Annotated in this window: 28 protein-coding genes; 13 read left to right on the forward strand and 15 right to left on the reverse strand. The window is 60.4% G+C overall.

Annotation, left to right across the window (positions count from 1 at the left end; genetic code table 11):
* Positions 1-44: 44 nt before the first annotated feature.
* Together cysD and cysN are read left to right on the forward strand one after the other, a co-directional pair.
* Positions 45-962, forward strand: a complete 918-nt coding sequence (gene cysD / locus B1722_RS18250; RefSeq protein WP_007912374.1) for a sulfate adenylyltransferase subunit CysD — start codon at positions 45-47, stop codon at positions 960-962.
* A 9-nt stretch (positions 963-971) separates the two neighbouring features.
* Positions 972-2870: a sulfate adenylyltransferase subunit CysN gene (gene cysN / locus B1722_RS18255; RefSeq protein ID WP_041072872.1), complete on the forward strand. Its 1899-nt coding sequence runs from the start codon at positions 972-974 to the stop codon at positions 2868-2870.
* Between the two features lie 718 nt (positions 2871-3588).
* Here the strand turns inward: cysN and B1722_RS18260 are convergent.
* Genes B1722_RS18260 through B1722_RS18270 form a run of 3 tightly spaced genes read right to left on the reverse strand, consistent with a single transcriptional unit; the run spans position 3589 to position 6981 of the window.
* Entirely contained in the window at positions 3589-4494 is a 906-nt protein-coding gene (locus tag B1722_RS18260; protein ID WP_086793790.1) for an acyltransferase, read from the reverse strand.
* Positions 4495-6594: a phosphate acetyltransferase gene (pta, locus tag B1722_RS18265; protein ID WP_086793793.1), complete on the reverse strand. Its 2100-nt coding sequence runs from the start codon at positions 6592-6594 to the stop codon at positions 4495-4497.
* A 60-nt stretch (positions 6595-6654) separates the two neighbouring features.
* Complete coding sequence (locus tag B1722_RS18270; RefSeq protein WP_086793796.1) at positions 6655-6981, reverse strand: DUF3565 domain-containing protein; 327 nt, start codon at positions 6979-6981, stop codon at positions 6655-6657.
* On the opposite strand from B1722_RS18270, the gene B1722_RS18275 reads away from it, so the two are divergent.
* The 3 genes from B1722_RS18275 (at position 6950) to B1722_RS18285 (ending at position 9344) form a co-directional block, all read left to right on the forward strand.
* On the forward strand, positions 6950-7435 hold the full coding sequence (locus B1722_RS18275; protein WP_007968032.1) for a peptidylprolyl isomerase: 486 nt from the start codon (positions 6950-6952) through the stop codon (positions 7433-7435). The genes B1722_RS18270 and B1722_RS18275 overlap by 32 nt on opposite strands.
* Before the next feature lie 122 nt (positions 7436-7557).
* The gene (locus B1722_RS18280) at positions 7558-8040 is read left to right on the forward strand and encodes a glutathione peroxidase (RefSeq protein WP_041073925.1); all 483 of its coding nucleotides are present in this window, start codon (positions 7558-7560) and stop codon (positions 8038-8040) included.
* 200 nt (positions 8041-8240) lie between these two features.
* Entirely contained in the window at positions 8241-9344 is a 1104-nt protein-coding gene (locus tag B1722_RS18285; RefSeq protein WP_047291742.1) for an NADH:flavin oxidoreductase, read from the forward strand.
* A gap of 135 nt (positions 9345-9479) precedes the next feature.
* Here the strand turns inward: B1722_RS18285 and B1722_RS18290 are convergent, their stop codons facing one another.
* Together B1722_RS18290 and cysZ are read right to left on the reverse strand one after the other, a co-directional pair.
* Complete coding sequence (locus B1722_RS18290) at positions 9480-10679, reverse strand: glycosyltransferase family 1 protein (RefSeq protein WP_086793799.1); 1200 nt, start codon at positions 10677-10679, stop codon at positions 9480-9482.
* Positions 10680-10733: 54 nt separating this feature from the next.
* Positions 10734-11486 carry a sulfate transporter CysZ gene (cysZ, locus tag B1722_RS18295; protein WP_041073931.1) on the reverse strand — a complete coding sequence of 251 codons (753 nt, stop codon included), beginning with the start codon at positions 11484-11486 and terminating at the stop codon, positions 10734-10736.
* A 311-nt stretch (positions 11487-11797) separates the two neighbouring features.
* Between cysZ and trxB the strand changes: the two genes are divergently transcribed.
* Positions 11798-12760, forward strand: coding sequence for a thioredoxin-disulfide reductase (trxB, locus tag B1722_RS18305; RefSeq protein ID WP_003221727.1), 963 nt, complete (start codon positions 11798-11800; stop codon positions 12758-12760).
* A 126-nt stretch (positions 12761-12886) separates the two neighbouring features.
* Here the strand turns inward: trxB and B1722_RS18310 are convergent, their stop codons facing one another.
* The 6 genes from B1722_RS18310 to B1722_RS18335 all read right to left on the reverse strand — a co-directional run bounded on the left by B1722_RS18310 (position 12887) and on the right by B1722_RS18335 (position 15946).
* A complete protein-coding gene (locus B1722_RS18310) occupies positions 12887-13225 on the reverse strand; it encodes a HopJ type III effector protein (protein WP_086793802.1) in 339 nt (112 codons plus the stop codon).
* Positions 13218-13514 carry a DUF1244 domain-containing protein gene (locus B1722_RS18315; protein WP_007968038.1) on the reverse strand — a complete coding sequence of 99 codons (297 nt, stop codon included), beginning with the start codon at positions 13512-13514 and terminating at the stop codon, positions 13218-13220. Before B1722_RS18315 ends, B1722_RS18310 begins: the two co-directional genes overlap by 8 nt.
* A 68-nt stretch (positions 13515-13582) precedes the next feature.
* Entirely contained in the window at positions 13583-13954 is a 372-nt protein-coding gene (gene folX, locus B1722_RS18320; protein ID WP_041073935.1) for a dihydroneopterin triphosphate 2'-epimerase, read from the reverse strand.
* Positions 13955-14515, reverse strand: coding sequence for a GTP cyclohydrolase I FolE (folE, locus tag B1722_RS18325; RefSeq protein ID WP_041073937.1), 561 nt, complete (start codon positions 14513-14515; stop codon positions 13955-13957). It abuts the gene before it with no gap.
* A gap of 21 nt (positions 14516-14536) precedes the next feature.
* Complete coding sequence (folM, locus tag B1722_RS18330) at positions 14537-15247, reverse strand: dihydromonapterin reductase (RefSeq protein WP_041073939.1); 711 nt, start codon at positions 15245-15247, stop codon at positions 14537-14539.
* A gap of 129 nt (positions 15248-15376) precedes the next feature.
* Entirely contained in the window at positions 15377-15946 is a 570-nt protein-coding gene (locus tag B1722_RS18335) for an antibiotic biosynthesis monooxygenase (protein WP_041073941.1), read from the reverse strand.
* A 210-nt stretch (positions 15947-16156) separates the two neighbouring features.
* Between B1722_RS18335 and B1722_RS18340 the strand changes: the two genes are divergently transcribed.
* On the forward strand, positions 16157-17116 hold the full coding sequence (locus tag B1722_RS18340; RefSeq protein WP_041073943.1) for a MerR family transcriptional regulator: 960 nt from the start codon (positions 16157-16159) through the stop codon (positions 17114-17116).
* 3 nt (positions 17117-17119) lie between these two features.
* Here B1722_RS18340 and B1722_RS18345 read toward each other — a convergent pair whose 3' ends face one another.
* Positions 17120-17725: a hypothetical protein gene (locus tag B1722_RS18345; protein WP_025109427.1), complete on the reverse strand. Its 606-nt coding sequence runs from the start codon at positions 17723-17725 to the stop codon at positions 17120-17122.
* Between the two features lie 55 nt (positions 17726-17780).
* Positions 17781-18257, reverse strand: coding sequence for a PAS domain-containing protein (locus B1722_RS18350; RefSeq protein WP_041073945.1), 477 nt, complete (start codon positions 18255-18257; stop codon positions 17781-17783).
* 152 nt (positions 18258-18409) lie between these two features.
* On the opposite strand from B1722_RS18350, the gene B1722_RS18355 reads away from it, so the two are divergent.
* A complete protein-coding gene (locus tag B1722_RS18355) occupies positions 18410-18865 on the forward strand; it encodes a flavodoxin (protein WP_041073948.1) in 456 nt (151 codons plus the stop codon).
* Here the strand turns inward: B1722_RS18355 and B1722_RS18360 are convergent.
* Positions 18855-19742 carry a LysR family transcriptional regulator gene (locus B1722_RS18360; RefSeq protein ID WP_041073949.1) on the reverse strand — a complete coding sequence of 296 codons (888 nt, stop codon included), beginning with the start codon at positions 19740-19742 and terminating at the stop codon, positions 18855-18857. The two genes, B1722_RS18355 and B1722_RS18360, sit on opposite strands and share 11 nt — an antisense overlap.
* 94 nt (positions 19743-19836) lie before the next feature.
* On the opposite strand from B1722_RS18360, the gene B1722_RS18365 reads away from it, so the two are divergent.
* The 5 genes from B1722_RS18365 (at position 19837) to B1722_RS18385 (ending at position 23827) form a co-directional block, all read left to right on the forward strand.
* Positions 19837-20223 (forward strand): CidA/LrgA family protein, encoded by a 387-nt coding sequence (locus tag B1722_RS18365; RefSeq protein ID WP_041073952.1) that lies wholly within the window; start codon positions 19837-19839, stop codon positions 20221-20223.
* Entirely contained in the window at positions 20213-20899 is a 687-nt protein-coding gene (locus B1722_RS18370; RefSeq protein ID WP_041073954.1) for an LrgB family protein, read from the forward strand. Before B1722_RS18365 ends, B1722_RS18370 begins: the two co-directional genes overlap by 11 nt.
* A gap of 131 nt (positions 20900-21030) precedes the next feature.
* Positions 21031-21813: a class II aldolase/adducin family protein gene (locus B1722_RS18375; RefSeq protein WP_041073956.1), complete on the forward strand. Its 783-nt coding sequence runs from the start codon at positions 21031-21033 to the stop codon at positions 21811-21813.
* Positions 21813-22715 carry an alpha/beta fold hydrolase gene (locus B1722_RS18380; protein WP_086793805.1) on the forward strand — a complete coding sequence of 301 codons (903 nt, stop codon included), beginning with the start codon at positions 21813-21815 and terminating at the stop codon, positions 22713-22715. The genes B1722_RS18375 and B1722_RS18380 overlap by 1 nt, the downstream gene beginning before the upstream one ends.
* A gap of 200 nt (positions 22716-22915) precedes the next feature.
* The gene (locus tag B1722_RS18385) at positions 22916-23827 is read left to right on the forward strand and encodes an SDR family oxidoreductase (RefSeq protein WP_086793807.1); all 912 of its coding nucleotides are present in this window, start codon (positions 22916-22918) and stop codon (positions 23825-23827) included.
* Between the two features lie 355 nt (positions 23828-24182).
* Here the strand turns inward: B1722_RS18385 and B1722_RS18390 are convergent, their stop codons facing one another.
* Positions 24183-24977 carry an IclR family transcriptional regulator gene (locus B1722_RS18390; RefSeq protein WP_041073960.1) on the reverse strand — a complete coding sequence of 265 codons (795 nt, stop codon included), beginning with the start codon at positions 24975-24977 and terminating at the stop codon, positions 24183-24185.
* Between the last annotated feature and the right edge of the window lie 130 nt (positions 24978-25107).

Consider the following 25107-nt stretch of genomic DNA (forward strand, 5'->3'; position numbering starts at 1 on the left):
ACACGGCCCGCTGGCCGTTCATAAGAAAGCTTTCGTGAGTAGCCATGGTCGACAAACTGACGCATCTGAAACAGCTGGAGGCGGAAAGCATCCACATCATCCGCGAGGTGGCCGCCGAGTTCGACAACCCGGTGATGCTGTACTCCATCGGTAAAGACTCCGCCGTGATGCTGCACCTGGCACGCAAGGCGTTCTTCCCGGGCAAACTGCCGTTTCCGGTGATGCACGTCGACACTCGCTGGAAATTCCAGGAGATGTACAAGTTCCGCGACAAGATGGTCGAAGAGCTGGGCCTGGACCTGATCACCCACATCAACCCCGATGGCGTGGCGCAGAATATCAACCCGTTCACCCACGGCAGCGCCAAGCACACCGACATCATGAAGACCGAGGGCCTGAAGCAGGCACTCGACAAGCATGGTTTCGACGCTGCGTTCGGTGGTGCCCGTCGTGACGAAGAGAAGTCCCGCGCCAAGGAGCGTGTCTACTCGTTCCGCGACAGCAAGCACCGCTGGGATCCGAAGAATCAGCGTCCGGAGCTGTGGAACGTCTACAACGGCAAGGTCAACAAGGGCGAATCCATTCGTGTGTTCCCGTTGTCGAACTGGACCGAACTGGACATCTGGCAGTACATCTACCTCGAAGGCATCCCGATCGTGCCGCTGTACTTCGCCGCCGAACGCGAAGTGATCGAGAAGAACGGCACCCTGATCATGATCGACGACGAGCGCATCCTTGAGCATCTGTCCGACGAGGACAAGGCGCGCATCGTCAAAAAGAAAGTGCGTTTCCGTACCCTTGGCTGCTACCCGTTGACGGGCGCGGTGGAGTCCGAGGCCGAAAGCCTCACGGACATCATTCAGGAAATGCTCCTGACGCGAACTTCCGAGCGCCAGGGCCGGGTCATCGACCACGATGGCGCCGGCTCGATGGAAGATAAAAAACGTCAAGGCTATTTCTAAGGGGTTGTCATGTCGCACGCATCTGATTTGATCAGCGAGGACATCCTCGCCTACCTGGGCCAGCACGAACGTAAAGAGCTGCTGCGCTTTTTGACCTGCGGTAACGTCGACGACGGCAAAAGCACCCTGATCGGGCGCCTGCTGCACGACTCCAAGATGATCTACGAAGATCATCTGGAAGCCATCACCCGCGATTCGAAGAAAGTCGGCACCACCGGTGACGACATCGACCTGGCATTGCTGGTCGACGGCCTGCAGGCCGAGCGTGAGCAGGGCATCACCATTGATGTCGCCTACCGCTATTTCTCCACCGCCAAGCGCAAGTTCATCATCGCCGACACCCCCGGCCATGAGCAGTACACCCGCAACATGGCCACCGGTGCATCCACCTGTGACCTGGCGATCATTCTGGTCGATGCCCGTTACGGCGTGCAGACCCAGACTCGTCGTCACAGCTTCATCGCCTCGTTGCTCGGCATCAAGCACATCGTCGTCGCCATCAACAAGATGGACTTGAAAGACTTTGATGAAGGTGTGTTCGAGTCGATCAAGGCCGACTACCTGAAGTTCGCCGAAGGCTTGAAGATGAAGCCGACCAGCATGCACTTCGTGCCGATGTCTGCTCTCAAGGGCGACAACGTGGTGAACAAGTCAGAGCGCTCGCCGTGGTATACCGGCCAGTCGCTGATGGAAATTCTCGAGACCGTGGAAGTGGCGGGCGACCGCAACTTCACCGATCTGCGCTTCCCGGTGCAATACGTCAACCGTCCGAACCTGAACTTCCGCGGCTTCGCCGGCACCCTCGCCAGCGGCATCGTGCACAAGGGCGACGAAGTGGTGGTGCTGCCGTCGGGCAAGAGCAGCCGCGTCAAATCCATTGTCACCTTCGAAGGTGAGCTGGAGCAGGCCGGTCCTGGTCAAGCGGTGACGCTGACCATGGAAGACGAAATCGACATCTCCCGTGGCGACTTGCTGGTGCATGCCGACAACGTGCCGCCGGTCACCGACAGCTTCGAAGCGATGCTGGTGTGGATGGCTGAAGAGCCGATGTTGCCGGGCAAGAAATACGACATCAAACGCGCCACCAGTTATGTGCCGGGCTCGATTGCCAGCATCGTCAACAAGGTCGACGTGAACACCCTTGAAGAAGGTCCGGCGAGCGCGTTGCAGCTCAACGAAATCGGCAAGGTGAAGATCGCGCTCGACGCGCCGATCGCCCTCGACGGTTACGACAGCAACCGCACCACCGGTGCGTTCATCGTCATTGACCGTTTGACCAACGGCACCGTTGGCGCCGGCATGATCGTCGCTCAGCCACTGAGCCACGGCACGGCCACCCACCACGGCAAACTGGCCCACGTTGCTACTGAAGAACGTGCCCAGCGCTTTGGCCAGCAACCGGCGACCGTGCTGTTCAGCGGCCTGTCCGGCGCAGGCAAGAGCACCCTGGCCTATGCGGTCGAGCGCAAGTTGTTCGACATGGGTCGTGCCGTGTTCGTACTCGATGGGCAGAACCTGCGTCACGACCTCAACAAGGGCTTGCCACATGACCGTGCCGGTCGCACCGAGAATTGGCGGCGTGCGGCGCACGTGGCGCGTCAGTTCAATGAGGCTGGTCTGTTGACCCTGGCGGCGTTTGTTGCGCCGAGTGCTGAAGGTCGCGAGCAGGCCAAGGAGCTGATCGGCAAGGATCGTCTGTTGACGGTTTATGTGCAGGCCTCGCCGGCGGTGTGTGCCGAGCGTGATCCGCAGGGCTTGTATGCTGCGGGTGGCGATAATATTCCGGGTGAGTCCTTCCCGTATGACGTGCCGCTGAATGCCGATCTGGTGATCGACACGCAGTCGTTGTCGCTGGAAGAGAGCGTCAAGCAGGTGCTGGATCTGCTGCGCAAGCGTGGCGCGATTTAAGCGTTTGCCGGAAATGAAAGGCCCGCGGATGAGTGAGCATCGGCGGGCTTTTTTATTGGAGTAATTTGGTTTTTGGCGGTGGCGGCCTTTGGGCCGACCATGCTCTTGGGTTTTTGGGTGTATATCCGTTGCTGCGGTAACGGCTGCTTAGGGTTTCGCCCTGACGGCGAGTCACCTTTTCCAAACGCCGAAAAGGTAACCCAAAAGGCTTGCTCCTGCGTTCGGCCCGCTCGCTGGGGCTCGGGGTCCCTTCGCTGCGGGATTGATCCGGGGGCAGCGCCTACGGTTTGCTTCGCTGCACCTCCTCTCGCTGTGTTTGGCTTCGCCAAACGGTCGCTGCGCTCCCACCCCCGGATCAATCCTTCCGCTCAGCCTTCCGACGTCGCCCGTGGATCAAGATCAAAAGCTGCAGCCGAGCTTGCGCTCATCCTGGAGTGGGGCGGCTGCGCCGCGGGTTTTGTGTAGGAGCTGCCGAAGGCTGCGATCTTTTGATCTTGATTTTGTGGGAGCTGGCCTACCAGCCGACCGATACCTAACTGAACACCCAACCCAATTGTGGGAGCTGGCTTGCCAGCGAAGGCGGCCTGCCAGTTGACCAATCCCTAACTGAACGCACCCAATCCAACTGTGGGAGCTGGCCTGCCAGCGATGGCGCTATGTCATTCACCAGTGATGCTTGCTGATCTCGGCCATCGCCAGCAGGCGAGCTCCCACAAGGTTAGTGCCGGTTCGGGAATTCTCGGTGCATCTGTTCCAGCAGCGCATCCTTGTCCTGCCACAGCTGATTGATCCAGCCCTGAAACTGCAGGCGGTATTCGCCGTCCTGGTCGTAGTTCTTGCCGATGAAGGCCGGCGGGATTTTCAGTTCTTCAAAGTGCACCACCACGTCGCGCACGTTGCCGCACAGCAGGTCCCAGAACCCTGGACGCCCGCCCGGATAGTGGATGGTCACGTTGACGATCGATTCCAGCTGTTCTCCCATTGCGTCCAGCACAAAGGCGATGCCGCCAGCCTTGGGCTTGAGCAGGTACTTGAACGGTGATTGCTGTTGCGCGTGCTTGCCTTCGGTGAAGCGTGTGCCTTCGACGAAGTTGAAAATCCCCACCGGGTTGTCGCGAAACTTCGCGCAGGTCTTGCGCGTGGTTTCCAGGTCTTTGCCTTTCTTCTCCGGGTGTTTTTCCAGATAGGCCTTGGAGTAGCGTTTCATGAACGGAAAGCCCAGCGCCCACCACGCCAGGCCAATCACCGGGACCCAGATCAGCTCCTGCTTGAGGAAGAATTTCAGCGGCTGGATGCGCCGATTGAGCACGTATTGCAGCACCAGAATGTCGACCCAGCTCTGGTGGTTGCTGGTGATCAAATACGAGTGTTTGTAATCCAGGCCTTGCAAGCCGCTGATGTGCCAACGGGTGCGGCGTACCAGGTTCATCCAGCCCTTGTTGTTACTGATCCAGGCTTCGTGGGTGTGGCTCATCAGCCACAGTGAAGCGCGGCGGGCGAGGTTGAAGGGCAGCACTTTGATCAACGCCACGCAGAACAGGAACGAGCACAGCAGAATCGTATTGAGCGCCAACAGCAGCGCGGCAATCACGCCGCGAATCGGGGCGGGCAGGAAGTCCAGCATTTACACATCCATAGGTCGGTTGGCGGCTTGAATCGCGGTCAGGGCGATGGTGTAGACGATGTCGTCGACCTGCGCGCCGCGCGGCAGATCGTTCACCGGTTTGCGCAGGCCTTGCAGCATCGGGCCGAGGCTGACGCAGTCGGCACTGCGCTGCACGGCTTTGTGGGTGGTGTTGCCGGTGTTCAGGTCGGGGAACACGAACACCGTGGCGCGGCCGGCCACCTGGCTGTTGGGCGCCAGTTGCCGGGCCACATCGGCGTTGGCAGCGGCGTCGTATTGCAGCGGCCCGTCGATCAGCAGCGAGTGCTGTTGCTCGTGGGCGAGCAGGGTGGCTTCGCGGACTTTCTCGACTTCTTCGCCGCTGGCCGACTCGCCGCTGGAGTAACTGATCATCGCCACGCGCGGGGTGATGCCGAAGGCCGCTGCCGAGTCGGCGCTTTGCAGGGCGATCTCGGCCAGCTCAGTTGCGCTTGGGTGCGGATTCATCACGCAGTCGCCGTAGACCAGCACTTCTTCGGGGAACAGCATGAAGAACACTGAAGACACCAGCGTGCAGCCCGGCGCGGTCTTGATCAGTTGCAGCGCCGGGCGGATGGTGTTGGCGGTGGTGTTGATCACGCCCGACACCAGACCGTCGACTTCATCCAGCGCAAGCATCATGGTGCCAATGACCACGGTGTCTTCCAGTTGCTGTTCGGCCATCGGCGCGTTGAGGCTTTTGCTTTTGCGCAGGGCGACCATCGGTTCGATATAACGCTCGCGGATCAGATCCGGATCGAGAATCTCCAGCCCCGGCGGCAGCTCGATGCCTTGCGCGCGGGCCACGGCTTCAACGTCCGCCGGTTTGGCCAGCAACACGCAACGGGCGATGCCGCGCTCCTGACAGATCGCCGCGGCTTGCACGGTGAGCGGCTCGCTGCCTTCGGGCAGGACGATGCGCTTGTTCGCCGACTGCGCCCGTTGAATCAGTTGATAGCGGAATACTGCAGGTGACAGGCGCATTTCCCGCGGGGTGCCGCAGCGCTGGTGCAGCCACTTGGCGTCAAGATGGCTGGCGACGAAGTCGGTGATGATCTCCGCGCGCTCGCGGTCATCAATGGGGATTTCCTTGTTCAGGCCATTGAGCAGGTTGGCGGTGTCGTAGGAGCCGGTGCTCACCGACAATACCGGCAGACCGGCCTGCAACGCGCCACGGCACAGGTCCATGATGCGTGGATCGGGCAGGGTGTCACTGGTCAGCAACAGCCCGGCCAATGGCACGCCGTTGAGCGCCGCAAGGCTGACCGCAAGAATGATGTCGTCGCGGTCGCCCGGGGTTACCACCAGCACGCCGGGCTTGAGCAGCTCCACGGTGTTGCGCATGGTGCGCGCGCAGATGATGATTTTGGTCATGCGCCGGGTTTCATAGTCGCCGGCGTTGAGCACCTGTGCGCCCATCAGGTCAGCGACGTCGCGGGTGCGCGGTGCGTTGAGCTCGGGCTGGAACGGAATGCAGCCGAGCAGGCGGAAGTCACCGCTGCGCAGCAACGGCGAATGCTCCTTCAAGCGCGTGGCGAAGGCCTCCATGCTCTCGTCGGTCTTGACCTTGTTGAGGATCACGCCGAGGACTTTCGGGTCTTTCGGACCGCCAAACAATTGCGCCTGCAATTCCACGCGGCCGGAGAGTTCGGCGAGCACTTCGTTTTCCGGGGCCGAGACCAGAATCACTTCGGCATCCAGGCTCTTCGCCAGGTGCAGGTTGACCCGCGCGGCGTAGCTGGCGCTGCGGGTCGGCACCATGCCTTCGACCACCAGCACGTCTTTGCCAATGGCGGCTTGCTGATAAAGAGCGATGATTTCTTCGAGCAGTTCGTCGAGCTGGCCGTCGCCAAGCATCCGCTCGACGTGGGCCAGACCCAAGGGTTGTGGTGGTTTCAGGCCATGGGTGCGCGCCACCAGTTCGGTGGAGCGCTCAGGGCCGGTATCGCCCGGATGCGGTTGGGCGATCGGCTTGAAGAAGCCGACTTTCAGTCCGGCCCGCTCCAGGGTACGCACCAGCCCGAGGCTGATGGAGGTCAGACCCACGCCAAAATCGGTGGGCGCGATAAAAAAAGTTTGCATGCGGATTCTCTAAGGGTGCATGGCAAGGGTGGCGATCTATACGTGACCGCCTACCGAAATTCAGTCGCCAAGGTTATCGCTAACCGAGCCTTGTGCGCACCAACCGCAGGTAAAGGCTTGGCCTATTTTTTCAATACGTTGCGCCGGGTCAAGGACCCAGGCGCGCGATTGCCATGGCGGCTGATGACGCAAGTGCTGGGTGTGGCCACAGGAAAGCTCGACGACCCAGTGACTGTCCTCGTCCTGATGGAAGCCGGTGATCGTCGAAACCCGTTTGTCCGGGTTGTGTTCGCTTTCGCGCGATTGCTTCGCTAAACTTGGCCTTTCTATATTCTTATGCAAAAGGTCTCGCCCCATGCTGATCGCCGCCAATAAGGCTGTCTCCATCGACTATACCCTGACCAACGACGCTGGTGAGGTCATCGACAGCTCCGCCGGCGGCGCTCCGCTGGTCTACCTGCAAGGCGCAGGCAACATCATCCCGGGCCTGGAAAAAGCGCTGGAAGGCAAGGCTGTTGGTGACGAGCTGGAAGTTTCCGTTGAGCCGGAAGACGCTTACGGCGAATACGCTGCCGAACTGGTCAGCACCCTGAGCCGCAGCATGTTCGAAGGCGTTGACGAGCTGGAAGTCGGCATGCAGTTCCACGCTTCGGCGCCGGACGGCCAGATGCAGATCGTGACCATTCGTGACCTGGACGGCGACGACGTCACCGTTGACGGTAACCACCCACTGGCCGGTCAGCGCCTGAACTTCAAAGTGAAGGTCGTTGCTATCCGTGACGCCAGCCAGGAAGAAGTCGCTCATGGCCACGTCCATGGCGAAGGTGGCCATCACCACTGATTTTCTGCGCTAAGCTTCGAGTACTGGAGAGGCGCCTGCGGGCGCCTTTTTAGTCCGCGGCTGTCCTTGGTGGCCTCGCCAAGTGGCTGTTTCGAGTAGAACACGGGAATCTGGAGTCCGTCATGAGTGCTTTTCACGACCTTAAGTTGACAGCCCTGGATGGTCAGGAGCTACCGTTGGCGCCTTTCAAGGGCCAAGTCGTGCTGGTGGTCAACGTCGCCTCCAAATGCGGCTTGACCCCACAGTACGCGGCACTGGAAAACCTCTACCAGCAATTCAAGGGCAAGGGCTTCAGTGTGCTGGGCCTGCCGTGCAACCAGTTTGCCGGCCAGGAACCAGGCACGGAGCAGGAAATCCAGGAATTCTGCAGCCTGAACTACGGCGTGACGTTCCCGTTGTCGAGCAAGCTTGAAGTCAACGGTCACGAGCGGCATCAGCTGTACCGCTTGCTGGCGGGCGAGGGCGCGGAGTTTCCCGGGGATATCACCTGGAACTTCGAGAAGTTTCTGCTCGGTAAGGACGGCCGGGTGCTGGCGCGGTTCTCGCCGCGCACGGCGCCGGATGATCCGACCATCGTTCACGCGATTGAAAAAGCGCTGGGCTGAACCAGCAAGATCAAAAGATCGCAGCCTGCGGCAGCTCCTACACGTCATCGAGTTATCGAATAATTGTAGGAGCTGCCGCAGGCTGCGATCTTTTGCTTTGTGTCTTTTGATCCTTGATCACTCAAATCAATAATGCTGTTCAAGGCTTGCAACTCTCCATATTATCGCCGTCATAAAGTCATTCCCTGTGGAGCCTTCCAATGCCGGTGCAAGCCCTGTTCAAACCGTTCCATCTCGGTGCCCTCGAACTGCCGACCCGCGTGGTCATGGCACCAATGACCCGCTCATTTTCCCCGGGTGGCGTACCCAATTCCAAAGTGATCGAGTACTACCGTCGCCGCGCTGCGGCCGGTGTCGGTCTGATCATCACCGAAGGCACCACGGTCGGTCACAAGGCCTCCAACGGTTACCCGAACGTGCCGCAGTTCTTCGGTGAAGCGCCACTGGCCGGCTGGAAAAAAGTGGTCGACGCAGTGCACGCCGAGGGCGGCAAGATTGTTCCGCAACTGTGGCATGTCGGCAGCGTGCGCCGTATCGGCACCGAGCCGGACGCCAGCGTGCCGGGTTACGGCCCGACGGAAAAACTCAAGGACGGCCAGGTCGTGGTGCACGGCATGACCAAACAGGACATTCAGGACGTGATCGCCGCATTCGCCCAGGCTGCCAAAGATGCCAAAAGCATCGGCATGGACGGCGTGGAAATCCACGGTGCCCACGGTTACCTGATCGACCAGTTCTTCTGGGAAGGCAGCAATCAGCGCAGCGACGAATACGGCGGCAGCCTCGCCAACCGCTCGCGTTTCGCCATCGAATTGATTCAAGCGGTGCGCGCCGCCGTCGGCGAAGGCTTCCCGATCATCTTCCGATTTTCGCAGTGGAAGCAGCAGGATTACACCGCGCGTCTGGTACAAACGCCCGAGGCGCTGGGCGAGTTCCTCAAGCCGTTGGCAGACGCTGGCGTGGATATTTTCCACTGCTCGACGCGGCGTTTCTGGGAGCCCGAGTTCGACGGTTCCGAGCTGAACCTGGCCGGCTGGACACGCAAGCTGACCGGCAAGCCGACCATTACCGTTGGCAGCGTCGGCCTGGACGGCGAGTTCCTGCAGTTCATGGTCAACACCGACAAGGTCGCGCAACCGGCCAGTCTGGAAAAACTGCTGGAGCGTCTGAACAACGACGAGTTCGACTTGGTGGCGGTGGGCCGTGCGCTGCTGGTGGATCCGGACTGGGCACTGAAAGTCCGTGAAGGGCGTGAGCAGGATATTCTGCCGTTCAGCCGTGAGGCGTTGATGACGCTGGTTTAAGCGGCGCTCAAACTGATGCTATCGCTGGCAAGCCAGCTCCCACAGGTATTGCGGGTGTTCACAAAAATTGTGTTCACCGCAGCCCCTTGTGGGAGCTGGCTTGCCAGCGATGGCGGCTTCAAAATCAGCAAAGATCTAAGGCAATGTCTGCGCATTCGGCAACACCTGTTCCCGCAGACACGCCCCACGCAAATGCTTTTCAAATTGCTCGATGATCGCCGCCCACCCCTGGCGACTGGCATGCTGACGCGCATTCAGGCGCACGCAGCGCAACCGCTCATCTTCTTCCAGCAGCCAAGCCGCCGCATCGCAGAACGCCTCTTCATCACCCGGCATCGCCAGCACACCGTTGTAGCCGTGGCGAATATGCTGCGCTGCCGCTGCCTGATCGTACGCCACCACCCCCAGGCCTGAAGCCAGTGCTTCGAGCACCACATTGCCGAAGGTTTCGGTCATGCTCGGGAACAGAAAAATATCCCCCGAGGCATAGTGCGCCGCCAGCGCTTCGCCGCGCTGTGAACCACAGAAAATCGCCTCAGGCAGCTCTTTTTCCAGCGCAAGCCGTTGTGGTCCGTCACCGACCACAATCAGCTTCAGGTTGCGCTGTGGATAAGTGCTGCGGAGTTTATCGAAGCAGCGCTTGAGCAGGCCCAGGTTCTTCTCCGTGGCCAGACGTCCTACGTGAATCACCGCGATGTCCTGCTCGCTCAGGCCCCATTGCTCACGCAACCCGTTCAGGCGCCTGGCCGGGTGAAACAACTGGCTGTCCACGCCTCTGGAGAGCAGGGCGAGGCGGTCGAAATGCCGGCGCTCCAGTTCCAGACGCTGACTGACGCTCGGCACCAGGGTCATCGACGAGCGATTGTGGAACCAGCGCAGATAATGCGTCAGCAAGCGCGTCAGCAAACCCAGCCCGTACTGATGGGTGTACTGCTGGAAATTGGTATGAAAACCGCTGACCACCGAGATCCCCAAGCGCCGCGCCGCCCGCAAGGCTGACAAGCCGAGCGGACCTTCTGTGGCGATGTACAGCACGTCCGGGCGATGACGCTGCCAGCGCCGCAGCAGCTTGTGCATCGACGACTGACCCCATTGCAACCCCGGATAACCCGGCAATGGCCAGCCCCGGCACAACAGCAAGGCATCGTCCTCGACACGCTGTGGATCGCCCGCCTGGCGCGGTCGCACCAGTTCCACTTGATGCCCACGCGCGCGCAAGCCATCGCACAAGCGACCAAGGGTATTGGCCACCCCGTTGATTTCCGGTGGGAAGGTTTCGCTGATCAGAGTGATATGCAGAGCTGTCGTCATGACCTCAGTGTCGGCTGAGGCCATGTCGTGCCTGTGACGTTCGGATGATGGATTTGTGACTGGCGGTCTGTGAGCGGCTCAGCGCTGTGCGACAAGGTTCTCCGCGCCGCGCTCACGTACCCAGAACAAGGTCGCGCCCGCAACGGCGGCCGGCATCATCAGGATGTTGACCACCGGAATCAGCAGCGCCAGGTAGACGATCCCGCCAAAACTCATGCTCTGCCAGCGCTTCTGCCGCAGCCAGGCGAGCATCTCGTTCCAGCCCAATTTGTGGTTGTCCGCCGGGTAGTCGATGTACTGGATCGCCATCATCCACACGCCGAACAGCAGCCACAGCGGTGCGGCGACGATATTGACCACCGGGATGAACGAGAGAACGAACAGGCCGATTGCTCGCGGCAGGAAGTAGCCGAGTTTGCGCATTTCCCGGGCGAGGGTGCGCGGGATCATCGCGATCAGTTCGCCCCAGCTGAAGGCCGGGAAATCATCGGTGCCGCGCACCACCACTTCGACTTTTTCCGCGAGGAAGCCGTTGAACGGCGCCGCGATCACGTTGGCCAGCATGGTAAAGGTGAAGAACACCATCAACGCCACCAGCACCACGAACAGCGGCCACAGGATGTAGCTGAGAAAACTCAGCCAGTCGGGCAGCGACGGCATCAGGCTGTCGACCCACAGGCTGAACTGATGGCCGGCCAGATAGATCAATCCGACGAACAGCACCAGATTGATCGCCAGCGGCAGCAGCACGAACAGGCGCAGGCCCGGGCTGAGAACCAGTTTGAGGCCTTCGCGCAGGTATTGCGGGCCGGACAGAACGGGGGCGGGCATAAGGGGCTCCGAGCAAGGGAAAACGCGCCGACCTTACCGACTTTGCAACGGGTGCGAAAGCGCGGCAGAGCGATCGACATTCACTGTAACAAAGACGTCGATCCGGTCGGAGTCTGCGCATAGAGACCACCTATGAGCTGGATTGTTAATCCGTATTTCCTTAATCTTGCCCCCCTCGATACGCTGCACCCAACTTTTTACAGGACTGTCGAGCTCATGCCTTCCCCAAGGTTATCCACAGTCCTTTTTTATTCCCGCCGGCAGTCCGGCGTTCCGCGCCAGTGTTTCGGCCCGGTCAACAGGAGCAGGTCATGTCTGAAGTCCGTCATTCGCGAGTGATTATTCTCGGTTCCGGCCCTGCCGGTTACAGCGCTGCGGTCTACGCCGCCCGTGCCAACCTCAAGCCACTGCTGATCACCGGCATGCAGGCTGGCGGTCAGCTGACCACCACCACTGAAGTCGATAACTGGCCGGGCGACGTCCACGGCTTGACTGGTCCGGCGCTGATGGAGCGCATGCGCGAGCACGCCGAGCGGTTTGAAACCGAGATCGTTTTCGATCACATCAACGCCGTGGACTTCGCCGCCAAGCCGTACACCCTGACCGGTGACAGCGCGACCTACACCTGCGACGCCCTGATCATCGCCACCGGTGCCAGCGCGCGTTACCTGGGCCTGCCGTCGGAAGAGGCGTTCATGGGCAAAGGCGTGTCGGCCTGCGCGACCTGCGACGGTTTCTTCTACCGCAACAAGCCGGTGGCTGTGGTCGGCGGCGGCAATACCGCTGTTGAAGAAGCACTGTACCTGGCGAACATCGCCAGCACCGTGACCCTGATCCACCGTCGCGAAACCTTCCGCGCCGAGAAGATCCTGATCGACAAGCTCAACGCCCGTGTGGCCGAAGGCAAGATCATCCTCAAGTTGAACGCCAACCTCGACGAAGTGCTGGGCGACAACATGGGTGTGACCGGTGCGCGCCTGAAAAACAACGACGGCAGCTTCGACGAAATCAAGGTCGACGGCGTGTTTATCGCGATCGGCCACACTCCGAACACTTCGCTGTTCGAAGGCCAGTTGACCCTCAAGGACGGTTACCTGGTGGTGCAGGGCGGCCGTGACGGCAACGCCACTGCTACCAGCGTCGAAGGCATCTTCGCTGCCGGCGACGTGGCTGACCACGTTTACCGTCAGGCCATCACTTCGGCCGGCGCCGGCTGCATGGCAGCACTGGACACCGAGCGTTACCTGGACGGTCTGCAGAACGCTTCGTTCTAAGACCGCAGGTACAAAAAAACCGGCTTCGGCCGGTTTTTTTATGAGAGTCAAAAGATCGCAGCCTGCGGCAGCTCCTACAGGGATCAGTGTAGGAGCTGCCGCAGGCTGCGATCTTTTGATCTTGAATCAGCGACGTGTCAGCGGCTGTGCTTCGAACTTCACACCGGCCAGCCCGTGCTTGATCAGCGCACGGATATTGCCGTGGTCGCTGCCTTCAGGCGTCGCCAGCACCGAGCGGTAATGCTCGCCGAATGCCAGCAGCGCTTCTTCATTGCTCAAGCCTTCCAGCAGTGCCAGACCCAGGGTCTTGCACGAACCTTCGTTCTGCCCGGCAGCGTTTTCCACGCCACCATTGTTGAACGCTTGCGGCTGGTAGTCATAACTGGCAGCGATGAACGCCAGGGTATCGGCGAAAGCGTGTTCGCCGCTGTTGAGGCTGGCGCGCAGGGTGTTCAGATCACTCATTGGGTTTTCCTTTGGCGAACGCCGCCTGTTGTTCGGCGCTGGCTTCTTGCTGGTATTGGGCTTTCCATTCGGCGTACGGCATGCCGTAAACCACTTCGCGGGCGTCATCGAGGCTGACCTCGATCTGACGGTCATCGGCGGCGGCCTTGTACCACTTGGACAGGCAGTTGCGGCAGAACCCGGCGAGGTTCATCAGGTCGATGTTCTGCACGTCCTTGCGGCTGTCCAGATGGGCGACCAGCCGGCGGAAAGCGGCGGCTTCGAGTTCGAGGCGTTGTTGCTCGGTCATGATGGGCTCTGTGCAGTCTATTCGTGGCGCGGATGATAAAAGTCTGGCGCGCGATGCGCCAGACGCGCTCAGCGGCTGGCCGCGAGAGTGATCGACACCGACTCGGCAAATCGCAGGGCATGCGGCTTGTCGACTTCGACTTCGGCGTAAAGCACGGCGGTATTGCTCATCACAAGATCCAGCAGCTCCTGGGTCAGGCGTTCGAGCAGCGCAAAGCGATTGCCCTCGACGTGGGCGATGATCGCCTTGGTGATGGTGCGGTAGTTCAGTGCGTGATCGATGTCGTTGTCGCGCACCGCTTCCTGCGCGGCATACTGGATGGTCAGGTTGATCAGCACATCCTGTTTGTTGAGGATCTCGTCCTCGTTGATCCCGATAAAGGTGCGCAAGCGCAGATCCTTGACCCGGATGCGCGCCATTCCCGGTTGAAGTTGTGACATTTACTTGCTCCGTCCAATCAATTGCAGGAACTCCTGGCGGGTGTTGCTCGAGTCGCGAAAGGCGCCGAGCATGACCGAGGTGTTCATGGTCGAATTCTGTTTCTCGACACCGCGCATCATCATGCACATGTGCCGGGCCTCGATGACCACCGCGACGCCAGCGGCATCGGTGACCTGTTGCACTGCGTCGGCAATCTGCCGGGTAAGGTTTTCCTGAATCTGCAGGCGCCGGGCGAACATGTCCACCAGCCGCGCAATCTTCGACAGTCCCAGCACCTTGCCGGTCGGAATATATGCCACATGGGCCTTGCCGATGAAGGGCAGCAGGTGATGTTCGCACAACGAGTAGAGCTCGATGTCGGCGACGATAATCATCTCGTCGCTGTCGGAAGCAAACAGCGCGCCGTTGACGATCTCCTCCACACGCTGTTCGTAGCCGTGACACAGGTATTGCATGGCCTTGGCCGCGCGCTGCGGAGTGTCGAGCAGGCCTTCGCGGTCGGGGTCTTCACCGAGGCCGATGAGGATCTCGCGGTAATTCTCGGGCAGGGTACGGCTCATGGGAGATCCTCGCGCAGCAGCTTATTTGACGTGCCGTCCGCCGTTGACGGTCAGGGTCGTGCCGGTGACATAGGGGTTGTCGAGCAGATAGCGCAGGCTCTGGTAGATCACTTCGCTGCCGGGTTCGATGCCCAGCGCGGATTTGGCCAGCGCCTTGGCGCGGTACGCCGCGTCGTCGTCGGGATTGAACAATAGCAGGGCTGGCGCAATGCCGTTGACCTTGATTGCCGGCGCATAGCGCGCGGCGAAGGACAGGGTCAGGCTGTCGAGCCCGGCCTTGCTGGCGCAATAGCCGATGTGTTTGCTGCTGCCCTTGCGCGTGACGTCGTCACTGATGTGGATGATGTCGGCCGGTGTCGAGCGCTTGAGCAGGTCGGCGCAGTGCAAGTTGATCAGGTACGGCGCGAGCAGGTGCACGTTGAGCATGCGTACGAAGGCTTCGGCTTCGTTGCCCGGGGTTTCCGCCAGCCATTCGGAGGCGTTGTGGACGATGGCGCGCAGGCGGTCGGTATGGGTTTTCAGTTCATCGATGAAGGCGAGAATGGCCGCTTCGCTGGAGAAGTCGGCGAACACTCCGATCGCGCCCAGATCCCGCAGCGCTTGCACGCCTGGACGTTGGCTGCGGTAGGTGAAAATGACCTGATGGCCGTCTTCAAGCAAACGCTGCGCGCAGTGCAGACCGACACGCTGGCCGGCACCGGTGATGAGAATCGGGGCGGAGGAAATGGTCATGTACGGCTCGCGTCGCGGCTGGAGCAAAAACTATAACAGCGACGCTGTCGAAAAGATCGCAGCCTTCGGCAGCTCCTACAGGGGCGCCTTCATCTGTAGGAGCTGACGAGTGCAACGAGGCTGCGATCTTTAGCGATTCTGCGTAGAGGGTGTTGCAGGCAAAGGTCGCGCCGGCACAGCGTTCAACCAGTTGGCCAGCAACCGCGTCGACAGCGGAATAAAGAAATACACCATCAATGGCGTCAGGCACGCCGTGCTGATCAACACCCGCGGCAGCAGGCTCATGTCGCCGAGCAACGGCCCGAGAACAAAGTTGAACAGCAGCGACACCGGAAAGAACGCCAGCCAGATGGCCACGGCCTGTTTCCAGCGCGGTGGCCGCTGACCGGCCGCGCCGAACCAGCCTTCGATACCACTGACCCGATGTTCTTTGGGATGCGCGAACAGATCGCTGCCTCGCGCGAGCCACGCGGTACGCGAGACCGAGTGCTCCCAGGCATGCAGGGTCTGTTCGTTGACAAAGCGGAAAATGATCTGGAATTCGTTGTCACCGGGTGGCGGAGCGAGCACGCCGGAGCCCAGATAACCGGGAAAGTCAGTGGCCAGTTGTTCGCCTTCGCGCAGCCAGGCAATCAGGTCCTGATAGCGGCCGTCGGCGACGCGACGCGCAACCATCAGCGTGACGGGGGAAGTAGACATTATGTATCTCCGTATTCCGAGTGCGTCGCTCCGGGTAGGAGTTTCGCAATACGCAGGCGGGGGTAGGAGCCTGCGCTTTTTGACAAGCAAGGATTATTCCTGATTTTAATGACAGTTTCAGAGACTTTCGTCTCTATTCATGGGTTGAACCGATAGAGGGCATCGGAGGTAGAATGGGATCCAAATCTACCGAGTGGATGCACCTGCACAATGGCTGTTATCACGGACGCTGACCCTGCTTCGCAGGCCTCTGTCGCACTTGAGCGCGAAGAGTTGTTCCCTATTCGTGAGGTGTCGCGCCTGACCGGCGTCAACCCCGTAACGCTGCGTGCATGGGAGCGTCGCTACGGTTTGATTCAGCCGACTCGCACCGAAAGCGGGCATCGGCTGTATTCGATGACCGAAATCGAGCGCGTGCGCAGCATCGTCGACTGGATCGACCGCGGCGTGGCGGTGAGCAAGGTCGGCAAGATCCTCGCCAAGACCGAGCCGCTGAAAGTGCTGGCGCATATCATTCCTGATGATCTGGTGCAGGCTGATTACGCGCAGTGGCAACAACAGGTGCAGGTTGCAGTCAGCGCATTCGATGACCGCGCGCTGGATCAGGTCTACAACCAGATTTTCTCTTCATATTCGCTGTCAGTGGTGTTCCAGGACATTCTCATGCCGTTGTGGCTGCAGATGTTGCAGCGTCAGGATGCCTTCGGCCAGACCAGCGAATGGTTGTTTTTCGACGGGTTCCTGCGGGCGCGAGTCCTGCAGCGGATTGTCGCGCTGCGCGGCGCGCAACCGCGCAAAGTGATTGTCAGTGCGCTCGCCGGTCAGTGTCGTGAACTCGAATTACTGGTTGCCGCGTTGTTTCTGAGTGGCAATGACGCCGGGGTGCGGGTGCTCACCACCGGTCAGCCATTCGATGAGTTGGCGCTGGTGTGCGAGCGGATCAAGCCGCAGGCGCTGGTGCTGTTTTCCAATCACGCCCCGACAGCCGATTTGCCGCGACGGTTGAACCGTCTGGCGTTAAGTCTGGATTGTCAGGTGCTGCTGGCCGGCGATACCGCCGATCTGGCACAGGACAGCCTGGCGGGATCGTCGATCGGCTGTCTGGGCAATGAAGGGGCGACGATGCGTCAGCGCATGACGCAGTTTCTCGCGGGGACGCTGGATACCTGAATATCAGGTGTGCAGGGCGGGGTGGGTCAGACGGTGTTGTTGCAGGATGAACTGGCGCAGGCGTTCGGTTTCATCGGCATCGGTCTGGCTCAGCTCGTAGGCGTAGAAGCCATGCTCGGTTTCGCGCTCGAAATTGCCGCGCAGGGAAATCCGCTCATACCCTGAAGGGCTGAACCACAGCGCGAAATGCTTGGGCGGTTTGGTCTTGTTGCGCATTTCCAGCAGCACGCCTTTGTGCGACACCTCGTGCACCCACATCATCCCCGGTTGCCCTTTGGCATTTTCCAGCGCGACCGGCTCTTCGAGAGTCAGGCGCCATGGGCGAACCATCGGCCCGTCTTCGTAAATGCTTGGTACGCCCAGACGCAGGTGCAACGCGTGAAATTCGTCTTCCACCAGGTGCAACGGGAAGGTCATCTGCTGATTTTCGAAGTTGGCCTGGATGGTCACTTGCTCATGAGCCGCCAGGCGCGTGAGCAGGTCACGGATCTGCGAGCCACCATTGACCAACAGGCTCGACGTCGCATCCCGCACATTGAGTTGCGGGTTGTGCTGCATGGTCTGGATGAAATCCAGCTCATCCTGGGTCAGGAGGGCGTCGCGTTGCATGGCCTGGCTCGAAAGAATTAGTTACAAAGTCATTGGTGATTGTAGTTACTGACACTTAGTTCGCCGTTTTGTTTGCGCCGTTCGTCGCTTTCAGGGCAGAGAGTTCGGCTTGCAAGGCGGCAACCTGTGCTTCCAGTTGCGCGACGCGTTGCTGCGCCTTGACCTGAACCGTGACGTCCTTCTGCACGCCGACGAAATAAGTCTGGCCGTCCTTGTCGTTTTTCACTGTCGACAGCGACAGTTCGTTCCAGAATGGCGTGCCGTCCTTGCGGTAGTTACGCAGGATTTCCCGGCACGCCCCGCCATTGCGCAAGGTGTCACGAATCCGCGTCAGATTGGCCTGATCGCGGTCGCCGGACTGCAGAAAACGGCAATCCTGGTAGAGAATTTCTTCGCTGCTGTAGCCGGTCAGGCGCTCGAAGGCCGGGTTTACGTAAATCAGGATGTTGTCCTGTTCGCCTTCCTTTTCTGCAACCACGATCCCGTCGTTCGAAGCGTTGATCACCATTTGCAGCAGATTGGCGTTGATCATCAATGAATCCTTTCAGTGTCGATATTGGCTGGCATTCTAGAAGTTCCAGCCAGTCTGTCTACTGGCCATCACGGCTATTCGGGCCTGGATCGCGGCTTTTACGTCGGACTGCTACTATCGCCGCTCTTTTTTTCAGCTTCAGGATCAGATTGATGAAAGTCGCCATCCTCTCCGGCTCGGTTTACGGCGCGGCCGAAGAAGTCGCCCGTCACGCGCAGAACCTGCTGAAAGACGCCGGTTTTGAAACCTTCTACAACTCGCGCGCCAGCCTGGCGGATATACAGGCGTTCGGCCCTGAAGCGATTCTCGCGGTGACCTCGACCACCGGCATGGGCGAATTGCCGGATAACCTGCAGCCGCTGTATTTCAGCCTTCGCGATCAATTGCCAATGGCCTGGCGCGGCTTGCCCGGTGCGGTGATCGGTTTGGGCGATGCCAGTTACGGCGATACGTTCTGCGGTGGCGGCGAGCTGATGCGTGAGTTGTTCGCCGAGCTGGGCCTGCGCGAAGTGCAGGAGATGCTGCGTCTGGACGCCAGCGAAAGCGTGACCCCGGAAACCGATGCCGAGCCTTGGCTGGCGCAGTTGATCGCCACGCTCAAGGGCTGATCGCGCGCTCGCGCAGCAGGGCCAGCCAGGCCTGCGCGGCTTTCGACAGGTAGGCGCCGCGACGCCAGATGAACGCGATATCCCAACGCAGATAATCTGGCGCGCGCAAGGTCAGGCGCACCACGCCCGGACGCTCCAGTGCCCGGGCGACCACGCTCGGCAACAGCACCACGCCTTGCCCGGCCGCCACCAGCGCCACGAGAAAATCCGCCTGGCCACTGCGCCCGCCTTCTTTCGGGGTAAAGCCCAGTTGCTGGCACGCCTGCAATAACCGGTCATTGAGCACGAAGCTGCGCTGATACAGCAGGAACGGTGTCTCGGCCAACTCCTCCAGAGCAATTTCACCGCGCGCCGCCAGCGGATGATCCACCGGCAGCAACGCGTCGAGCTTCTCATCGCAGAACGGTTGAAAATCGAACTGCGGATCCTTGGGCAGCAAGCTGCCACCCAACTCCAGTTCACCGCTGAGCACCGCCTGCTCGACGTTACGGCTGCCGCCCTCAAGCAATTGAATGCTGATGTTCGGATAGCGCCGTCGATATTCGGCGAACAAACCGGCGAACAACGCATCGCTGCCCAGCAGCGGCAGACCGAGGCGCAATTCGCCGCGCGCCAGTTGGCTCAGATCATCCAGTTCGCTGAGCAACTCCTGACGCAAGCGCAGCATGCCCTCGGCGTGTGACAGCACCACGCTGCCCGCAGCGGTCAGGTGCAACTGGGAGCCGAGCCGTTCGAGCAACGGCGTGCCGAGACTCTGCTCCAGTTGCGCGACTTGTTTGCTCACCGCCGACTGACTGACGTGCAGGGATTTCGCCGCTTGGGTAAAGCCGCCTTGACGCATGACTTCGACAAAACTGCGCAGCTGTTTGAATTCCATTGTCCGATTCCGTTTTGGAATAGCCATGAGTCTAACAATTCGCTTCTGGGATGGCAGGCCGCTTCGTAAAATAAGCCCCTGTAAGGAGCCCATCATGAACGCTGCATCCCTCACCTATGTTTCCCGTCTGATAGCAGAACTGGCCGTGTTGCTCGGTCTCTATTTGCTCGGCTGCCAGATCGCCGCGTGGCTGGCATGGCCAATTCCCGGCGGCGTCATCGGCATGGCCCTGTTGCTGCTGGCGTTCGCGTTTGGCTGGGTCAAACCGGCGGCGCTGCAATTGGGTGCCGGATTGCTGATGGCCGAGATGCTGCTGTTCTTTATTCCGGCACTGATGAGTCTGCTCGACTACGGCGCACTGCTGCGCGATGACGGTTGGCGGATTCTGCTGGTGATTGGCGCCAGCACTCTGATGGTGATGCTGGTGACGGCCTTTACCGTGGAGTTGGCTGTGCGTCTGAGGCGGTCCCATGAAGCTTGAATGGATGCCGATGTTCTGGCTCGCTTTCACTCTGTTGGCGTACCTGTTCAGTCGCTGGATTTACCGGCGTACCGGGCGCTATCTGCTGTCGCCGCTGATTCTGGTGCCGGCGCTGTTGCTGGCGCTCGCCATACCGTTGCACACGGCCTATGCCGAATACGCCAGCAACACCCACTGGTTGATGCTGGTGCTCGGGCCGGTGACGGTCGCTTTCGCGGTGCCGATCTGGCAGCAGCGACGTCTGCTGGTGCGGCACTGGTCAGCGCTGTTGCTGGGCATGCTCGCCGGCAGCGCGGCATCGATCGCCACCTCGTTTGGCCTGGCCAGGGCGCTGGCGCTGGATACCTCGGTCACGATGTCGCTGGTGCCGCGTTCGATCACCACGCCGTTCGCCATGCCGCTGGCGCAGAATCTGGGTGGCGTACCGGAACTGACGGCCGTGTTCGTGATGTTCACCGGCGTGTTCGGTGCGATGCTCGGCGGCGTGCTGCTCAAGTGGCTGCCGCTGCGCAGTGCCTTGGCGCGCGGTGCGTTGTTTGGGGTTGGCGCGCACGGTGCCGGCGTCAGTCGGGCGCATGAAGTGGGCGGTGAAGAAGGCTCGGTGGCCGGGCTGGTGATGGTGCTGACGGGACTGCTCAATCTGTTCGCTGCGCCTTTGTTGGCGTCGTTGCTTTGACATGGATCCAAGCTGTTTGCATGGCTGACCCGCTCAGTCATCAAGCTGGCTGGCAATGCAACTACGTGAGTCCCGGGAGCTGACTAGACTGCTGACACGTGCAAAACAATAAGAACGCAGAGGTGCATACAGTGAGCGTAGCCCCCGTCCAGTCGCCCGTTAATGTCAAAGACCAGGTCAGTGCTGCGGAGTGGCAGACCCGGGTCGATCTCGCCGCCTGTTATCGACTGGTCGCCCTGCATGGCTGGGACGACCTGATCTTCACCCACATTTCCGCCAAGGTCCCGGGCACCGAAGACTTCCTGATCAATCCGTTCGGGTTGATGTTTCATGAGATCACCGCGTCCAGCCTGATCAAAGTCGACCAGGCCGGCAACAAGCTCATGGACAGTCCCTACGAAATCAATCCCGCCGGTTACACCATCCACAGCGCCGTGCACGAAGTGCGGCACGACGTGGTGTGTGTACTGCACACGCACACTGCGTCCGGCGTGGCCGTTTCAGCGCAGAAGCAGGGCGTGTTGCCGATCAGCCAGCAGTCGCTGTTCGTGTTGTCGAGCCTGGCCTATCACGGCTACGAAGGCGTGGCGCTGAATCACGAAGAGAAAGCGCGCTTGCAGGCCGACCTGGGCGAGAACAATTTCCTGATGCTGCACAACCACGGGTTGCTGACCTGCGGCGCTACCATCGCCGACACCTTTCTGATGATGTTCACTTTCCAGCGTGCCTGCGACATTCAGGTCATGGCGCAGACCGGCGCTGCTGAACTGATCGCCATCGAACCGCAGATCCTCGCGGGCGCCAAGGCGATGATCGCCGGCGTCACCAAGAGTGCTCAAGGCATGGGCGGCGCGCTGGCTTGGCCGGCATTGCTGCGCAAACTCGATAAACAAGACCCCGGATATAAACTCTGATGCCTCTTGCCGAGATTCCACTGTGTGTCTGGCGCAAACGCAGCCGGACATTTGTCTTTCGCGGCCAGTCGATCCGTTACTGGACGGCGGGGCAGGGTGAGCCGCTGTTGCTGATCCATGGCTTTCCGACGGCCAGTTGGGACTGGCATTACCTGTGGCAGCCGCTGGCCCAGCGCTATCGGGTGATCGCCTGTGACATGCTCGGTTTCGGTGATTCGGCCAAACCGTTGCATCACAGCTACAGCTTGCTGGAACAGGCTGATTTGCAACAGGCGCTGCTGGCCCATCTGCAGGTCGAGCAACCTCTGCATATTCTGGCTCACGATTACGGCGACAGCGTCGCCCAGGAACTGCTCGCGCGGCATTACGAAAACCGGCTCGCCGTCGCCAGTTGCGTGTTCCTCAACGGCGGGCTGTTCCCGGAAACCCATCGCCCGGTGCTGATGCAAAAGTTGCTGCTCAGCCCTTTGGGCTGGATGATTGGCCGGGCCTTCAGCCGTGATGCATTGGTGAAAAGCTTTCGGCAGATTTTCGGCCCGCAAACCGGCCCCAGCGAAAGCGAACTGGATGATTTCTGGAGCCTGATCGAGACCCACCGCGGTCCGCGCATCCTGCACAAACTGATTGGCTACATCCCCGAGCGCCGAGCGCAACGCGACCGCTGGGTAGCGGCCATGCAGCGTGATGACATCCCGTTGCGGGTGATCGATGGCGAAGTCGATCCGGTCTCGGGTGCGCACATGGTCGAGCGTTACCGCCAGTTGATCGCGGGCGCCGACACGGTGTTGTTGCCGGGCATCGGCCACTATCCACAGATCGAGGCGCCGGTGCAGGTGCTCAAACATTATCTGGCGTTTCGTGACCGCCTGGAGTTGCCGCCGCGCAAGGTCGCGTGCTCCTGAGAGATCAAAAGATCGCAGCCTGCGGCAGCTCCTGCACAAATTAATGCAGGAGCTGCCGCAGGCTGCGATCTTTTGATCTTTTGACGCCCTCATCATCCCCCACCGTTATCGCGCACCATTCAGCCTCAGCCGTATTTGTTGTGACCCAAAGCCCTGTGCCTGACACTCGGACTCAATACTGGCCTGCTGGAGTTCCTGCGATGAATGAGTCCGTACGTTTCGAAGATAAAGTCGTGATCGTCACCGGAGCCGGTGGTGGTCTGGGCCGGGCGCATGCTTTGCTGTTCGCCCGGCACGGCGCCAGAGTGCTGGTCAACGACCTCGGCGGCTCGACCCAGGGCGAGGGCGCCAATGCCTCCGCCGCCGACCGTGTGGTGGCGGAAATTCGCGAAGCCGGCGGCATTGCCGAGGCCAACCACGACTCGGTCACCGACGGCGACAAACTGGTGCAGAACGCCCTCGACGCCTTTGGCCGTGTCGACGTGGTGGTGAACAACGCCGGGATCCTGCGCGACAAGACCTTTCACAAAATGGACGACGCCGACTGGGATCTGGTCTATCGCGTTCACGTCGAAGGCGCCTACAAAGTCACCCGCGCCGCCTGGCCGCACCTGCGCGAGCAAAACTACGGCCGGGTGATCTTTACCGCATCCACTTCGGGCATCTACGGCAACTTCGGTCAGTCCAACTACGGCATGGCCAAACTCGGCCTCTACGGATTGACCCGTACCCTGGCCATCGAAGGGCGCAAGAACAACATTCTGGTCAACGCCATCGCGCCCACTGGCGGTACGCGCATGACCGAGGGGCTGATCCCGCCGCAAGTGTTCGAACAGCTGAAACCGGAACTGGTCAGCCCGCTGGTGGTGTACCTGGCCAGTGAGCAGTGCCAGGAAACGTCCGGTCTGTTTGAAGTCGGTGGTGGCTGGATGGGCAAAGTGCGCTGGGAGCGCAGCCTCGGCGCCGGATTCGATCCACGCAGCGGTTTCTCCCCGCAAGACGTCGCGGCGCATTGGCAGCAGATCTGCGATTTCGAAGGGGCGGCGCATCCCAAGGACAACATTGAAGCGCTGAAGGAAATGATGGCGAATCTGCAGAAGTATTCGCTTTGACATCTGCCATGACCGTCAAGCGACCTGTCCCACCGGCATGAATCTCGCCCATAAAAAAGGCCGCTGCAAACGCAGCGGCCAAGGTAAGACGTTGGATCAAGGAGCTACAAATCAACGTCAGTGAACACCGGGGCGATCAATCGAAGCATCGATTCATCTGAAATCGGTCAGCGCTGGCGCGAGTTGCTCGGCAGCCAAGGCTGGTTGCTTTGCGGCGTGTGCCGTGAAAGCCCGCTCAGAATAAGCACTTGAGATCGAAGGAAACAGAGCGATTCCGGACATGCACTGTTACGGGGCATGCAACAGTCGTGTCCGGCTACGCTATTGGTTCACTGAAGGGATTGTGGCTGTTGTTTCAAGGGCGCAGGTCGTCGGCCTGATAGCCCATGCGCCAACTGACGGCGCGTGCCGCCGCCAGCAATCGCCGGGCGGCCGGGCCGTTTTCATCCGCGTGGAACAATGAAGTCGGGCCGACAATCGTCAATACCGCTGCGATCTGCCCGACGGCGTTGAACACTGGCGCCGACAACGCATCCACGCCCGGCATCAACAAACCGTGCACATGATGCAAGCCGCGTTCGCGGATCTGTTCACACAGGCTGGCGTAGTTTTTTTCATCGGCCAGCGGATGGTCGGCGATGGCGGTTTCCAGTACGCGCAGTTCATCGGTTTCGCGATGCGGCAGATAGGCACTGAACACCAGGCCAGTGGATGAACTGAGCAGCGGCAATACCGAACCCAATTGCGTGACCACCGTCACCGCGCGCACTGCCGGCTCGATGTGCACCACGGTCGCGCCCTGATTGCCCCACACCGCCAGAAAGCAGGTTTCATTCAGTTCATCGCGCAACTCGGACAGCGGCAGGGCGGCGACTTTCAGCACGTCCATACTGTTCAGGGCTGCCAGGCCCACGCGCAACGCTTCACGGCCGAGTCCGTAATGGTTGGTGGCGGCGTTCTGCTCGGCGAAACCACTGGCGATCAGAGCCTGAAGATAACGGTGCACCTTGCTGGCCGGCATCTGCACATGTTCGGCCAGACGCGACAGTGAGGTGGAGGGCGATAACTCGGCCAACGCCTTGAGGATGTCGGTGCCTACCTCGGCGGAGCGGACTTTCTGTTTGCCGTTGCTGTCGCTGGTTTTTTCCATGGTGCGGCCGGGATCCGAAAACGAATGGGCGTCTTTATAGCTTGACGCTGGATAGCGAGCAAATTACGTTATGCGTAATCGAATTACGATAATAACAACCCCGGCGTGCGCAAACCTCTGAGCCAGAGCG

The sequence above is a fragment of the Pseudomonas sp. SCPG-7 genome (assembly GCF_002156405.1).
Lineage (GTDB): Bacteria > Pseudomonadota > Gammaproteobacteria > Pseudomonadales > Pseudomonadaceae > Aquipseudomonas > Aquipseudomonas parakoreensis.

Coding starts and splice junctions, on each gene's coding strand:
- B1722_RS18290 (WP_086793799.1), bottom strand. CDS start 10,679: ATGGCCTCAGCCGACACTGAGGTCATGACGACAGCTCTGCATATCACT.
- B1722_RS18335 (WP_041073941.1), bottom strand. CDS start 15,946: ATGTCTACTTCCCCCGTCACGCTGATGGTTGCGCGTCGCGTCGCCGAC.
- B1722_RS18340 (WP_041073943.1), top strand. CDS start 16,157: ATGGCTGTTATCACGGACGCTGACCCTGCTTCGCAGGCCTCTGTCGCA.
- B1722_RS18360 (WP_041073949.1), bottom strand. CDS start 19,742: ATGGAATTCAAACAGCTGCGCAGTTTTGTCGAAGTCATGCGTCAAGGC.
- B1722_RS18350 (WP_041073945.1), bottom strand. CDS start 18,257: ATGATCAACGCCAATCTGCTGCAAATGGTGATCAACGCTTCGAACGAC.
- folM (WP_041073939.1), bottom strand. CDS start 15,247: ATGACCATTTCCTCCGCCCCGATTCTCATCACCGGTGCCGGCCAGCGT.
- B1722_RS18345 (WP_025109427.1), bottom strand. CDS start 17,725: ATGCAACGCGACGCCCTCCTGACCCAGGATGAGCTGGATTTCATCCAG.
- B1722_RS18390 (WP_041073960.1), bottom strand. CDS start 24,977: ATGGAAAAAACCAGCGACAGCAACGGCAAACAGAAAGTCCGCTCCGCC.
- B1722_RS18380 (WP_086793805.1), top strand. CDS start 21,813: ATGCCTCTTGCCGAGATTCCACTGTGTGTCTGGCGCAAACGCAGCCGG.
- B1722_RS18285 (WP_047291742.1), top strand. CDS start 8,241: ATGCCGGTGCAAGCCCTGTTCAAACCGTTCCATCTCGGTGCCCTCGAA.
- B1722_RS18370 (WP_041073954.1), top strand. CDS start 20,213: ATGAAGCTTGAATGGATGCCGATGTTCTGGCTCGCTTTCACTCTGTTG.
- B1722_RS18355 (WP_041073948.1), top strand. CDS start 18,410: ATGAAAGTCGCCATCCTCTCCGGCTCGGTTTACGGCGCGGCCGAAGAA.
- cysZ (WP_041073931.1), bottom strand. CDS start 11,486: ATGCCCGCCCCCGTTCTGTCCGGCCCGCAATACCTGCGCGAAGGCCTC.
- B1722_RS18275 (WP_007968032.1), top strand. CDS start 6,950: ATGCTGATCGCCGCCAATAAGGCTGTCTCCATCGACTATACCCTGACC.
- B1722_RS18315 (WP_007968038.1), bottom strand. CDS start 13,514: ATGACCGAGCAACAACGCCTCGAACTCGAAGCCGCCGCTTTCCGCCGG.
- cysN (WP_041072872.1), top strand. CDS start 972: ATGTCGCACGCATCTGATTTGATCAGCGAGGACATCCTCGCCTACCTG.
- B1722_RS18365 (WP_041073952.1), top strand. CDS start 19,837: ATGAACGCTGCATCCCTCACCTATGTTTCCCGTCTGATAGCAGAACTG.
- B1722_RS18270 (WP_086793796.1), bottom strand. CDS start 6,981: ATGGAGACAGCCTTATTGGCGGCGATCAGCATGGGGCGAGACCTTTTG.
- pta (WP_086793793.1), bottom strand. CDS start 6,594: ATGCAAACTTTTTTTATCGCGCCCACCGATTTTGGCGTGGGTCTGACC.
- B1722_RS18280 (WP_041073925.1), top strand. CDS start 7,558: ATGAGTGCTTTTCACGACCTTAAGTTGACAGCCCTGGATGGTCAGGAG.
- trxB (WP_003221727.1), top strand. CDS start 11,798: ATGTCTGAAGTCCGTCATTCGCGAGTGATTATTCTCGGTTCCGGCCCT.
- B1722_RS18310 (WP_086793802.1), bottom strand. CDS start 13,225: ATGAGTGATCTGAACACCCTGCGCGCCAGCCTCAACAGCGGCGAACAC.
- cysD (WP_007912374.1), top strand. CDS start 45: ATGGTCGACAAACTGACGCATCTGAAACAGCTGGAGGCGGAAAGCATC.
- folX (WP_041073935.1), bottom strand. CDS start 13,954: ATGTCACAACTTCAACCGGGAATGGCGCGCATCCGGGTCAAGGATCTG.
- B1722_RS18385 (WP_086793807.1), top strand. CDS start 22,916: ATGAATGAGTCCGTACGTTTCGAAGATAAAGTCGTGATCGTCACCGGA.
- B1722_RS18260 (WP_086793790.1), bottom strand. CDS start 4,494: ATGCTGGACTTCCTGCCCGCCCCGATTCGCGGCGTGATTGCCGCGCTG.
- folE (WP_041073937.1), bottom strand. CDS start 14,515: ATGAGCCGTACCCTGCCCGAGAATTACCGCGAGATCCTCATCGGCCTC.